This is a genomic window from Arcicella aurantiaca (genome assembly GCF_003148625.1).
GTDB lineage: Bacteria > Bacteroidota > Bacteroidia > Cytophagales > Spirosomataceae > Arcicella > Arcicella aurantiaca.
The window spans coordinates 55,009-67,917 of record NZ_QGGO01000031.1; the positions used below are offsets into that span (position 1 = coordinate 55,009).

Sequence of the window (12,909 nt, forward strand, 5' to 3'; positions counted from 1 at the left end):
CAATGAAAAACATGGTGCGGGTGTGATTTATAATATGATTGGTTGGCTGGGAGCTAACCAAAAAACAGTGTACCTTTTTACTACTGTACTTTTTATTGTGGGTATGGTGATTTACAATATCTTACCCAAAGAGCAATTTCCTGATATTAAAGTTCCGCAGATTTATGTGCAAACTATTTATGCAGGAACAACGCCAACGGATATTGAAAATACCATTACAAAACCTATCGAGAAGCAGATTAAAACTATCTCAGGGGTAAAAAAAGTAAAGTCAAATTCACTACAAGATTTCTCGATTATCTTGGTTGAATTTAACCCTGACGTAAAAGTTGAAGATGCTCTCCGTAAGGTAAAAGACAAAGTTGACATTGTTCAATTACCAAAAGATTTGACGAAAAAACCTGTTGTGCAAGATGTAAACTTCTCGGAGTTTCCAATTATGAACATCAACTTGGCGGGAAACTTTCCTTTAGCAAAATTAAAAGACTTTGCTGAAGATTTACAAGACGAAATTGAAGGTTTACCAGAAATTACTCGTGTAGATATTGTAGGAGCTTTAACTCGTGAAATCCAAATTAACCTTGACCTTTACAAAGCTCAGTCGTCGGGTTTATCATTTTATGACATTCAAACGGCAATTCAAGGCGAAAACGTAAATATTTCAGGTGGTGAATTAAACGTTGACGGGGTTAGAAGAACACTAAGAGTAAAAGGTGAATTTAAGTCGATGGCTCAAATTCAAGATATTCAGTTACGTTCATCATCAGGTGCGATGGTTCGTTTGGGCGATGTTGCCGAAGTAATTGATAGTAGCGAAGAACAACAAGATTTTGCTCGTTTAGACAATAAAAAAGTAGTAACACTCAACGTAATCAAACGTGGTGGAGCTAACTTAATTAAAGCATCTGAAGAAATTGAGGAAATCATTGCCAAAGCAAAAGAAAATCGTTTGCCACAAGGTTTAGAAGTTAGAATTACAGCGGATACTTCTGAAAGAACAAAAGGAGATATTGACGACTTAGTGAATACCGTAATTTTAGGTTTCATCTTTGTGGTATTGGTTTTGATGTTCTTTATGGGTGTGCGTGATGCCATTTTCGTGGGACTTTCTGTTCCATTATCAGCATTGTTAGCTTTTATTCCATTGTTTTTCTTAGGATTTACGCTGAATACCATCGTACTTTTTGCCTTCTTATTAGGTTTGGGTATTGTGGTAGATGATGCCATTGTGGTAATTGAAAACTCACACCGTATTTTCAATCAGTATCGTCATATTTCAATTGTTGAAGCCGTAAAACTGGCTGCCTCTGAGGTATTCATTCCTGTATTATCAGGAACAGTTACGACGGTTATGCCATTTGTTCCGCTTCTTTTTTGGCCGGGTATTATTGGTGAATTCATGAAGTTTTTACCAATCACCTTAATTTGTACTTTGATTGCTTCTTTGATTGTTGCTTATGTAATGAACCCTGTTTTTGCGATTTCATTCATGAAACGTCATGACGAACACGGTGTGGTTGATACCAGCGTTGCCGCCATCAAAAAACCAATGATTATCTTGGCAGTGTGTGCTTTATTAGGTTATATCGTTAATGTAGGTTTGGGTAATTTCTTTGTATTGATTGCTCTTTTATATGCTTTCAATCACTTTATTCTTACGCCAAAAATTATCGTTCCTTTCCAAGAAAAGAGTTTACCGAGATTTAAGAATAACTATCAAAAATTGATTTCTTGGTTGATTACAGGCTACCGTCCTGTTTGGGCAGTTATTTCAATGTTTGTATTATTTGCTGTAACTATTATGTTATTGGGTGTGGTAAAACCTCAGGTTATTTTCTTCCCAAGTGGTGAGCCAGATTATATTTATATCTACAACAATTTACCAATTGGAACAGATGCCAGAGTAACCGACTCGGTAACAAAAGTGATTGAGAAAAAGGTTTTTGAAATCATCAAACGTGAAAAAGCAGAAGGAGCTATCAACTCGGTAATTTCAAATGTTGGTAAAAATGCAGGTGACCCAACCAATCCTGACAGAGCTCCAACGCCACAAAAATCGAAAGTAACCGTTGCCTTTGTGAGTGGAATTAATCGTGGTGGAATTTCTTCAGAAAAAATGTTAACTGTTTTCAGAAAAGAAATTAAAGCATTGCCAATTCCGGGAGCAGAAATTTCCGTTGACAGAGAAAATAATGGACCACCAACTGGAGCTCCAATTGCGATTGAAATTGCGGGTGATGATTTCCAAACATTGGCAAAATTAGAAAAACAAGTACGTGCTGCCATTGACAAATCAGGGATTAAGGGTATTGAAAAATTGAAATCCGATTTGATTACCAATAAACCAGAAATCATCATTGACGTTGATAAAGCAAAAGCACAAAGAGAAGGTATTTCATCAGCACAAATTGCGATGGCTGTTCGTACTGCTTTGTTTGGTTTAGAAATCGCCAAATTCCGTGATGATAAAGACGAATACCCAATTCAATTGAGAATCAAGTCGCAAGACCGTAACCAGATTGAGAAATTATTGAGTATGAAAATCGTTTATCGTGATATGGTAATGGGCGGAATGTTGCGTGAAGTACCCTTAAATTCTATTGCGAATATCTCATACTCGACTTCTTTCAGCCAGATTAACCGTAAAAACCAAGAGCGTGTAGTAACCTTGAGTTCAAACGTTTCGCAAGGATATACGGCCAATGAAATTGTGCCACAAATTCAGGATTTAGTAGCAGAATTAGACGTTCCGAGTGGCTACGTAATCCGTATGGGAGGTGAACAAGAAGACCAACAAGAAACAGGTACTTTCTTGGTTGGAGCATTATTAGCAGCCGTTATTTTGATTTTCATGGTATTGGCAACACAGTTCAACTCAATCTCAAAACCGATTATCATCTTTGTAACCATTTTGTTATCGTTCATTGGTGTTTTATTAGGTTTCATGGCATTTGGACAACAATTCTCGGTTATCATGTCAGGTGTTGGTATTATTGCTTTGGCAGGGATTGTGGTAAAAAATGGTATCCTTTTAATTGAATTTACCGACGAACTTATCGGACGTGGTTATCCATTGAAAAAGGCTATCGTAGAAGCAGGAAGTACCCGTTTGACTCCTGTAATTTTGACAGCCGCAGCCGCAGTTTTAGGTCTTGTGCCTTTAGCAATTGGTTTAAGTATAGATTTTGTAAGAATGTTTACAGAGTTGAACCCACACATTCATACGGGTTCAGACAGTGCGGCATTCTGGAATATTTTAGCTTGGACAATTATCTATGGTTTAACATTCTCGACAATTCTTACACTCGTAATTGTACCATGTATGTACTATATCAACGAGCGTATTAGAGATAAATGGTTTAGAAAAAATAAAGTCACTCAAGAAATTTCGGTTGTAGAAGAAGTTTAAGATTTAATCAAAAACTCTTCCAACCAAAGATTATATTTAGTGGTTAGGTGATACAGAAACGCCCATTACATTGTAGTGGGCGTTTTTTTGTTCTGTAATCACTACTATCTTTACCTTAAAATCTAAAACTATGAATATGCTCTTTACAATCCTCCAAACAATTAATACACTTATTTTTATTGGCATATCAGCCATTCACTTTTATTGGGCTTTTGGCGGAAAATTTGGCGTCAATGCGGTTATTCCAGAAATTGAAGGAAAAACTGTTTTTCAACCTCCTTTTTTAGCAACTATTGGCGTTTCTGTTGCCATGTTAATTGCCGCTTGGTTATCATGGACACCCAATGACGATACTGACAACAATATTTTAATCTATGGAAATCTTGGAATTAGCATCATATTCTTAATTCGTGCCATTGGCGATTTTAAGTATGTGGGTTTCAGTAAGAAAATTAAAAATACCCTTTTTGCTCAAAACGATACTGTTTTTTATTCTCCATTGTGTTTACTTATCTCAAGTATTGCCTTTTTTATTTACTGGGTAATTCGATAAACTAATCAGCACGCTAAATTTTGTATTTACCCAAGTTTACAAAAAGATATTGCACATAACTTTTGTATTTAACTAAGAATCAGTAATTTTGCACCCTGATAAATTAGGCAAAGTGTATTTAAGAATATTTATTTCACTATTTACCTAAAAATCAAAGATTTAAACAACGCTTAAAACAAATAATCAACATATTAACAATGGCACGTGATTTAAAGTACACAAGAAACATTGGTATTGCTGCCCACATTGACGCAGGTAAAACAACAACCACTGAACGTATCCTCTATTATGCTGGTGTAAGCCACAAAATTGGTGAAGTTCATGATGGAGCTGCTACAATGGACTGGATGGAGCAAGAGCAAGAAAGAGGTATTACCATTACTTCAGCTGCAACTACTGTAAGCTGGAAATACAGAGAACAAGATTACCACATTAACATTATTGATACCCCTGGTCACGTGGACTTTACGGTTGAAGTAAACCGTTCATTACGTGTACTTGATGGTCTTGTGTTTTTATTTAGTGCTGTTGATGGTGTTGAGCCTCAATCAGAAACTAACTGGCGTTTAGCTAACAACTATAACGTAGCTCGTTTAGGCTTCGTTAACAAAATGGACCGTTCTGGTGCTGACTTCTTAAACGTATGTCGTCAGGTAAAAGAAATGTTAGGTTCTTATGCTGTGCCTTTACAATTACCAATTGGTGCTGAAGATAAATTTGAAGGTGTAGTTGACTTAGTTAACTTCCGTGGTATCAAATGGAATGAGCATGATAAAGGAATGACTTTTGAAGTTGTGCCTATTCCTGAAGACATGATGGAAGAAGCAACTGAATACCGTGAGAAATTATTGGAAGCAGTTGCTGAATTTGACGAGAGTTTGATGGAAAAATACTTCGAAGACCCTGAGTCAATCACTGAAGATGAAATGTTAGCTGCTCTTCGTGCTGCTACAATTTCAATGAAAATTGTTCCAATGCTTTGTGGTTCATCTTTCAAAAACAAAGGTGTTCAAACAATGCTTGACTACGTGATGGCTTTATTGCCTTCACCAATGGACAAAGAAGCCACTAAAGGAACTGACCCTCGTACTGATGCTGAAATTTTACGTCAGCCTTCAGTTGATGAGCCTTTCGCTGCATTAGCATTTAAAATCGCAACTGACCCTTACGTAGGTCGTTTGTGTTTCGTTCGTGCTTATTCAGGTGTATTGGAAGCAGGTTCTTATATCTTGAACAACCGTTCTGGAAACAAAGAGCGTATTTCTCGTATCTTCCAAATGCACGCTAACAAGCAAAACTCAATCGAGCGTTTAGAAGCTGGTGATATTGCTGCGGTAGTAGGATTTAAAGATATTAAAACTGGAGATACTCTTTCTGCTGAGAAATTCCCAATCGTATTAGAATCGATGGACTTCCCAGATCCAGTTATTGGATATGCAATTGAGCCTAAGAAATCGGCTGACCAAGATAACTTCTCTAAAGCTATCGGTAAGTTAATCGAAGAAGACCCAACTTTACAAGTAGAGTCTAACGAAGAAACTGGACAGACTATCATCAAAGGTATGGGTGAACTTCACCTTGAAATCATCATCGACCGTATGCGTCGTGAATTCAAAGTTGAAGTAAACCAAGGAGCTCCACAAGTAGCTTACAAAGAATCATTGACGAAAACTACTGAACACCGTGAAGTTTACAAGAAACAGTCAGGTGGTAAAGGTAAATTTGCCGATATTCAATTTGAAATGGGTCCACGTGAAGACGGTAAAGAAGGTTTGGAATTTGTCAACGGTATTGTTGGCGGTGTTATTCCAAAAGAATTTATCCCTTCAATCCAAAAAGGTTTCGATTCAGCAATGAAAAACGGAGCTTTGGCTGGATATCCAATGGATTCAATGAGAGTAAGATTATTCCACGGTTCATTCCACGATGTCGATTCAGATGCGTTGTCATTCGAAATGGCTGCTCGTTTAGGTTACAAAGAAGCTGCTAAAGCTGCTGGTGCTAAATTGATGGAACCTATCATGGCTGTTGAAGTTGTTACTCCAGACGAATACACAGGACCTATCACAGGTGATATGAACCGTCGTAGAGGTATGATGAAAGGTATGGATTCTAAACAAGGTGCAGTAATCTTGAAAGCAGATATTCCTTTATCAGAATTATTCGGTTATGTAACTGACTTACGTACTATGTCTTCAGGACGTGCTACTGCAAACTTAACTTTCTCTCACTACGAATTCGTTCCGCAAAACATCGCTGACGAAGTTGTGAAAAAAGCGAAAGGTTTGTAATAGTAACCATATAAAAAAAGCCTTCTCAGAGCAATTTGAGAAGGCTTTTTTATTTACAATCGAAATCAATATACCTATGAAGCATTTAATAAATTTCTTCCTCCCGACAACAAACACAACTCCTTAAATTTCCCAGGTGTAACGCCCACGTATTTCTTGAAAATGATAAAGAAATAATTGGTACTACTAAAACCTGCCTTAAAACAGGCATCACTAATATCATTGTGTGTATCTGACAGCAATTCCTTAGCAATTTTTATCCTTTCTTGATTGATGAAATCTACGGGTGTAATGCCTAATTCACGTTTAAATTGACGGAAGAAATTGGCTTTACTCATACAAGCCAAATCACACAGTTTCTCAATACTAAGTTTTTCCGTAATGTGTTCTTTAATGTATTGAATCACAAAAGCAAAGCGATTGGTATTGGCGTATTTTTTGTAATTATCCACAATCAAAACTCTCGCTTGCGTTTGCATCAATCTGATTAACAGTTCATTAATCATAAAATTGGCAAATAAATCCTTAGCCGTATTTGTCTCCGTTGAAACTTTCACCAAGCGGTCAATCGTGTTGGTTACCTCAAAAGAGTTTTTAAGGTGAAAAGTATCTAAATCAATTTTCCATGAATCATGTTCTTCTATTTTAGCATATTTTTCATTTAATAAATTAACCGTTTCTTTTATCTGCTCGCTCTTGATTGCCAATGCCATACATTGCGTTGGGTTCGAGAAGTCGGCTTCGGGAAAATCTATAACCATTTCTTCATCTGCGGGTACAATAACTGATTCTCCAGGAAGATATTCAAAACCTTCCTGGTCGAATAAGTGCATGACTTTTTTGCCCCTAAACATACTCGTCAATACGAAACTATTGAATTTCAAACGTACATCTTCACTTTGTTGATTGGTTTCAAAAATATTTAGCTCAAAATTATTGAGTGAATATACTGTCCGATTTTCCACGAGCGTAATTAAGTCCTTCTTCGGCTTCAATGCAGGTGCCTCAGGCTTATACATCTGTCTCATCTTGTGATATTATACTAAATGTTAAAGGGATAAAATAACGGTTACATACTAAGCGAAAAGCGATTTGCGATAAAGCGAATTAAATTATTAAAGACCGATAGCTGAAACTTCAATCAATTAAATATAAAGCAATCTTGCCTCCGCTTCTTGTACAATAATAATCATCTGTTAATTGTGATGCAATTGATTAAATACACAATGAGATTATTGTCAATTTTTATGAGACTATTATCAAGTTTATAGCAATAATCTAATATTATGTACAAAAAATACAATGATACTATCGTCAAGTATTGTGATATAAAAGTAAACAGTAATGGTAATAATTCAAGATATTTTTGTACATAAATAAATCACCCAAAACAAAATACTTTTATTATCATGGAAAATACAGCAGTAGAAACTCCAGTCGTAGCGAGTGCAAACACAGATAATCTTGTACCAAGACCAATATTTAGAAGTCAATATGAAAACTTTATCGGTGGCAAATGGGTAGCACCTGTACAGGGGCAATATTTTGAAAACTCTTCACCAATTGATGCTAAAGTTTTCACAAAAGTGGCACGCTCTACAAAAGAAGACGTTGAATTAGCTCTTGATGCAGCTCATGAAGCTTTTGCTACTTGGTCTAAAACTTCTGCAACTACTCGTAGTAATGTTCTCTTGAAAATTGCAGACATCATTGAGCAAAATCTTGAATATTTAGCAACAGTTGAGACTATTGATAATGGAAAACCTATCAGAGAAACTATCCACGCAGATTTACCTTTAGTAGTTGACCATTTCCGTTATTTTGCTGCGACTATCAGAACTGACGAAGGTTCGGCAGCAGAACACGACCCAAATACGCTTTCTTTGATTATTCACGAACCAATTGGTGTGGTCGGACAAATTATTCCTTGGAACTTCCCATTATTGATGGCTACTTGGAAAATGGCTCCAGCATTGGCAGCAGGTTGTACTATTGTCATGAAACCAGCCGAACAAACACCAGTGGGTATTTTATGTCTGATGGAATTATTGCAAGATGTTTTACCAGCGGGTGTTTTAAACATCGTAAACGGTTTTGGTTTAGAAGCTGGAAAACCTTTGGCAAGCTCTACGAGAATCGCTAAAGTTTCTTTCACAGGAGAAACTACCACGGGGCGTTTAATCATGCAATATGCTTCTGAAAATATCATTCCTGTAACGATGGAATTAGGCGGAAAATCGCCAAATATCTTCTTCCCAAGCGTAATGGAAGCTGATGACGAATTTTTCGATAAATGTTTGGAAGGGGCAGCAATGTTCGCTTTAAATCAAGGAGAAATTTGTACTTGTCCATCACGTATGTTGGTGCATGAGTCTATTTTTGATGCTTTCATTGCTCGTGTTATTGAGCGTGTAAATGCTATCAAAAAAGGTCATCCATTAGATATGACAACGATGATTGGAGCTCAAGCATCAAACGACCAATACGAGAAAATTTTATCTTATTTACAAATCGGTCAGGACGAAGGAGCAGAAGTGCTTTGTGGTGGAGCAGCTCACATTCAAGAGGGAGATGCCGCTAATGGTTATTATATCCAACCAACTATCTTGAAAGGACACAATAAGATGCGTATTTTCCAAGAAGAAATTTTTGGACCTGTGTGTTCGGTAACTACTTTCAAAACTGTTGAAGAAGCCATTGAAATTGCCAATGATACTTTATACGGCTTAGGTGCTGGTGTTTGGACTCGTGATGCACATGAATTGTACCAAGTACCAAGAGCTATCCAAGCGGGTCGTGTTTGGGTAAACTGCTACCATGCGTATCCAGCTCATGCTCCATTTGGGGGTTATAAAAAATCAGGATTTGGACGAGAAAACCACAAAATGATGCTTGACCATTATCGTTCTTGCAAAAATATGTTGATTTCTTACGACAAAAAGGCTTTAGGATTCTTTTAAATAGTTTTAGGCTATATGCTTTATGCAATAAGCGTTTTCGTTGCATAAAGCTTATAGCCTAAAACTTAAAGCAATTATGGAAAAAACTCCCAGAGTATTATTAACTGCTAAGGCAGAAGAATTAATTGACCGACTTCGGGCGGAACATGGCGAGATTATGTTTCACCAAAGCGGTGGTTGTTGTGATGGCTCAGCACCGATGTGCTTTACAGTTGGAGAATTTTTGACGGGGATAAATGATGTGCTACTTGGAAAAGTACACGGCTGTAATTTTTACATGAGTGCTTTTCAATTTGAATATTGGCAATATACACAACTGATGTTGGATGTTGTAGAAGGCAGAGGTGCAAGTTTTTCGTTGGAAATCCCGCTTGGATTACGCTTCATTATTTATTCACAAGTTTATACCGAAGAGCAACTAAAAAATCTTTGTACAATTTATGATGGCGAAGGCGATGAATTAATTTATAGTTAAGTAGGAATTAGGGTTTAGTATTGGAGCATTGTCATCATTACGTAGGGGTGTATCGCATACGCCCAAAAGGTCGAGATGTAGGCGTATGCGATACGCCCCTACGTAATATCAATTTATTCCGAATACTTAACGTAAAAAGGTTATCAGAAAACTCATTAATTTTCCTGATAACCTTTTTTATCTCATTACACCACAATTGGTTCTGCTTCTGGAAAAAACGAATGCAATCTCAACAAAATAGATTCAACCACCGCATCAGGACAAGAAGCACCACATGTTAACATGATGGTTACTTGTTCTTTAGATGGAATAAAATCTTTCGTTATTTTTTCTACTTTCTCGTGTAAATCAAAATGACTGATAAGATTATCCGATAAAATTTTATCTGCCGAAGAAATAAAATAAGTCGGTAATTTCTGCTCGCAAAGTTCTACTAAATGCGATGTATTTGAAGAATTATATCCACCTGCTACAATGGCTAAATCCGCATTTTCTTTCAACAAACCATACGTTGCACTTTGATTATCATTGGTTGCATAACAAAGTGTATCACGAGTATCAGCAAAATAAGCCGTTACGTCTGACCCTTCGATATTATATTGCTGAATCATAATTTGCTTCAAATAATCCGCAATACCTTGCGTATCAGAAGCCAACATGGTGGTTTGATTTACAACGCCAATTCTTTGTAAGTCTTTCGTAACATTAAAACCTTCCGAAAATTGTCCTGCAAATTCTTCGTAAAATTGCTCCGCAGGTTTTTCTCCCGTAATATATTTAGCTAACTCAATGGTTTGAGCCATATTTTTTACCACAATCGTCGGAGCATTTTCTTTTGAATGAGAAAATGTCGCACGAGTTTCTTCATGCGTAGGTTTGCCATGTACAACAATGGTATAATCTTTCTGTCCGATAGCAGTGGCACGATTCCAAACCTTTTCAACAAATGGACAAGTGGTATCGTATTGATAAGCATTAATTCCAATTTCTGAAAGACGGTTCTGAATTTCAACCGTTGTTCCAAAAGCAGGAACAATCACCACATCTTCAGAGGTCAACTCACTCCATGCAATCAATTGATTTCCAGCAGTATCCATGATAAATTTCACACCTCTACTCAATAAATCTGCATTTACGTCAGGGTTATGAATCATCTCCGAAAGTAAGAAAATCCTTTTATCGGCATTTTCCTCGATGGTTCGATAGGCAATTTCTACGGCATTTTCTACCCCATAACAAAACCCAAAGTGTCTTGAAATCAAGAATTTAACTGCTCCATAATCCAGAACAGTAGGCGTATAATCTTTCTTGAGCTTATCTTGCAGTCGGCGGGATTCTTTAATACCACCAATAATACTACTTTTATATAAGTCAGGTATGTGAAATGCCTTCATTTTCTTCATTTTTTTTCGAGTATTCTCCGCTTCAAGAGTATTCACTCCGAGAGCATTCACTCGAAACCGTTTAATATTAGAAGAATTACTAATTACCTCCATTTGTTTAAACAACTTTTTTGATTAACAGTTTTGAAATAAGACTAAAAAAATGTTTTTGTTTAATTTTTCATTCAAAAAGTAACACAAAACACCTGATTGTCAGTATTTTAAAATTTAGTCATCAAAATTAGTCTCTATTTTATTTATTAAGTGATTTTTAACGAAAATAATTATAACAAATGTCTCGTAAAACTGTTTTAAAGTACAAAAATTATGATGTCCATTCGATAACATCCGTCTCACCATCAGGAAAAGTTAACGCCAATATTGCCACTTGGGTCATGCAAAGTGCCATGCAGGGGAAATACCTTACAGTAGCTTTGTATAAAACAGATTATACAATTCAATTGGTTCGAGAAAGTATGATTCTCAATGTCAATCTGTTAGCTCAAGACCAAGCTAAAAAATTGATTCCTAAATTGGGGAGAAAAAGTGGATTAACTTCCAATAAATTCGTCAATCTACCTTTTGAAGTCGATGAAAGAGGTTGCCCTTTTTTAACAGAAGCAATTGGTTATATTCAATGCAAATGTGTGGGAAGTATTGATTCTGGCGACCATGAATTATTTGTCTGTGAAGTAATCAAACAAGTGACGCTAAATCCAGATAAAGAAGTTTTGACAAATAATTACCTTCGAGAGAATGGTTTGGTGAGGGGCTGAGATTTATGTTTTTATAGGAATAATAAAAAGCCTTAACTAAAATATAGCTAAGGCTTTTTATAAATTATACTATTTCGCATAGTTCTATTTCTTTCAATTTCTTAGAAATATTATCATACAAATCTGCAAGCATTAGATATTCCTCAGAATTATTTTGAAAAATATACTGTTTATCTTCTTTTAATACTCCATCCGCATCTAAAAACGAGAGAGAACATACGTAACTATCACTGTCCTTAGGATAATATTTACATAAAATAATTCCTTCATCATTATTAAACGCTCTAAAGCAACTTATACTTGAAGTTCCCGACCATGCCAAAACTCCTGCCTTTGATTGAGCTAAAATATTTTCGATATATTCTTTTATATTTCTCATTTCGGTTTTGTTAAAGTTAAATAGTCTGGTTTAATTGATTGTAAAAAATTTCGAAGTTCTGATATTTTTTTTAAAAACTTTCCTTTATCAAAATCATTGTGAGGATTATCAAATTTCCTCATAAGATTATAATTTTCAGCAGATAATTCGGAATTAAATGTTGTAAACTGCTCAGACCAAAGATATTCACATTGTTTTTTACACTCTTCAATGCTTTTGTTTATTTGTTCTTTCGAAATCATGTCTGTCTCAATACAACTCAAACAATTCTCTAACTCATTAGAATAATGGATTAAAACAGCTTTTTTACAATCAGACAAAATTCCTTGTATTTCTTTGCTGAGTATATGTCAAAACTTTGAAAAGAGCCAAGCAATTTGTAATATGGGTTTACCAAGACACATAAAACAGATTGCACTGGCTCATGGAGGATAAAAATACAACCATTGATTTACAATTACAAAACTATTTACCGTGGCATAAAGCCCGTTTAAAGTTTCTTAATTTATTTATTGTTTCTCTAATTCGTAACAGAAACATTAGTTACAGTAAAAATGCGGTAACCCTTAACAACCGAGAAACGTGTACAAATCTTCGCAGGATTCAGCGTTTTTTTACTGAATTTTCCATTGATTTTGACATAATTGCTCAGTTATTGTTAGCTTTAATTCCTATTAAAGCACC

Annotated in this window: 9 protein-coding genes and 1 pseudogene; 7 read left to right on the forward strand and 3 right to left on the reverse strand. The window is 35.8% G+C overall.

The genetic code is table 11. The annotated features are described in order from the left end of the window. Nucleotides 1-34 precede the first annotated feature (34 nt). The 3 genes from LV89_RS20725 to fusA all read left to right on the forward strand — a co-directional run bounded on the left by LV89_RS20725 (nucleotide 35) and on the right by fusA (nucleotide 6,253). A complete protein-coding gene (locus tag LV89_RS20725) occupies nucleotides 35-3,409 on the forward strand; it encodes an efflux RND transporter permease subunit (protein ID WP_109744849.1) in 3,375 nt (1,124 codons plus the stop codon). A gap of 130 nt (nucleotides 3,410-3,539) precedes the next feature. Beyond that, the gene (locus LV89_RS20730) at nucleotides 3,540-3,962 is read left to right on the forward strand and encodes a DUF3995 domain-containing protein (protein WP_211321247.1); all 423 of its coding nucleotides are present in this window, start codon (nucleotides 3,540-3,542) and stop codon (nucleotides 3,960-3,962) included. Between the two features lie 197 nt (nucleotides 3,963-4,159). Further along, entirely contained in the window at nucleotides 4,160-6,253 is a 2,094-nt protein-coding gene (fusA, locus tag LV89_RS20735) for an elongation factor G (RefSeq protein WP_109744838.1), read from the forward strand. A 74-nt stretch (nucleotides 6,254-6,327) separates the two neighbouring features. Here fusA and LV89_RS20740 read toward each other — a convergent pair whose 3' ends face one another. Beyond that, nucleotides 6,328-7,272 carry an AraC family transcriptional regulator gene (locus LV89_RS20740; protein WP_109744839.1) on the reverse strand — a complete coding sequence of 315 codons (945 nt, stop codon included), beginning with the start codon at nucleotides 7,270-7,272 and terminating at the stop codon, nucleotides 6,328-6,330. A 390-nt stretch (nucleotides 7,273-7,662) separates the two neighbouring features. On the opposite strand from LV89_RS20740, the gene LV89_RS20745 reads away from it, so the two are divergent. Beyond that, nucleotides 7,663-9,213 (forward strand): aldehyde dehydrogenase family protein, encoded by a 1,551-nt coding sequence (locus LV89_RS20745; RefSeq protein WP_109744840.1) that lies wholly within the window; start codon nucleotides 7,663-7,665, stop codon nucleotides 9,211-9,213. 76 nt (nucleotides 9,214-9,289) lie between these two features. Beyond that, on the forward strand, nucleotides 9,290-9,688 hold the full coding sequence (locus LV89_RS20750; protein WP_109744841.1) for a DUF779 domain-containing protein: 399 nt from the start codon (nucleotides 9,290-9,292) through the stop codon (nucleotides 9,686-9,688). A gap of 185 nt (nucleotides 9,689-9,873) precedes the next feature. On the opposite strand, the gene LV89_RS20755 is transcribed toward LV89_RS20750, so the two are convergent. Continuing rightward, nucleotides 9,874-11,082, reverse strand: coding sequence for a 4-hydroxy-3-methylbut-2-enyl diphosphate reductase (locus LV89_RS20755; protein WP_109744851.1), 1,209 nt, complete (start codon nucleotides 11,080-11,082; stop codon nucleotides 9,874-9,876). A 281-nt stretch (nucleotides 11,083-11,363) separates the two neighbouring features. On the opposite strand from LV89_RS20755, the gene LV89_RS20760 reads away from it, so the two are divergent. Continuing rightward, entirely contained in the window at nucleotides 11,364-11,846 is a 483-nt protein-coding gene (locus LV89_RS20760) for a flavin reductase family protein (protein WP_109744842.1), read from the forward strand. Nucleotides 11,847-11,910: 64 nt separating this feature from the next. On the opposite strand, the gene LV89_RS20765 is transcribed toward LV89_RS20760, so the two are convergent. Further along, nucleotides 11,911-12,225, reverse strand: coding sequence for a hypothetical protein (locus LV89_RS20765; protein ID WP_109744843.1), 315 nt, complete (start codon nucleotides 12,223-12,225; stop codon nucleotides 11,911-11,913). Between the two features lie 424 nt (nucleotides 12,226-12,649). Between LV89_RS20765 and LV89_RS25625 the strand changes: the two are divergent. Then, nucleotides 12,650-12,909 (forward strand): annotated as a pseudogene (locus LV89_RS25625) (hypothetical protein); the annotation flags it as partial.

What these genes read in the sequence shown, in the direction of transcription:
- LV89_RS20745 (WP_109744840.1), top strand. Translation starts at nt 7,663, where the DNA reads ATGGAAAATACAGCAGTAGAAACTCCAGTCGTAGCGAGTGCAAACACA.
- LV89_RS20765 (WP_109744843.1), bottom strand. Translation starts at nt 12,225, where the DNA reads ATGAGAAATATAAAAGAATATATCGAAAATATTTTAGCTCAATCAAAG.
- LV89_RS20730 (WP_211321247.1), top strand. Translation starts at nt 3,540, where the DNA reads ATGAATATGCTCTTTACAATCCTCCAAACAATTAATACACTTATTTTT.
- fusA (WP_109744838.1), top strand. Translation starts at nt 4,160, where the DNA reads ATGGCACGTGATTTAAAGTACACAAGAAACATTGGTATTGCTGCCCAC.
- LV89_RS20740 (WP_109744839.1), bottom strand. Translation starts at nt 7,272, where the DNA reads ATGTATAAGCCTGAGGCACCTGCATTGAAGCCGAAGAAGGACTTAATT.
- LV89_RS20725 (WP_109744849.1), top strand. Translation starts at nt 35, where the DNA reads ATGATTGGTTGGCTGGGAGCTAACCAAAAAACAGTGTACCTTTTTACT.
- LV89_RS20760 (WP_109744842.1), top strand. Translation starts at nt 11,364, where the DNA reads ATGTCTCGTAAAACTGTTTTAAAGTACAAAAATTATGATGTCCATTCG.
- LV89_RS20750 (WP_109744841.1), top strand. Translation starts at nt 9,290, where the DNA reads ATGGAAAAAACTCCCAGAGTATTATTAACTGCTAAGGCAGAAGAATTA.
- LV89_RS20755 (WP_109744851.1), bottom strand. Translation starts at nt 11,082, where the DNA reads ATGAAGGCATTTCACATACCTGACTTATATAAAAGTAGTATTATTGGT.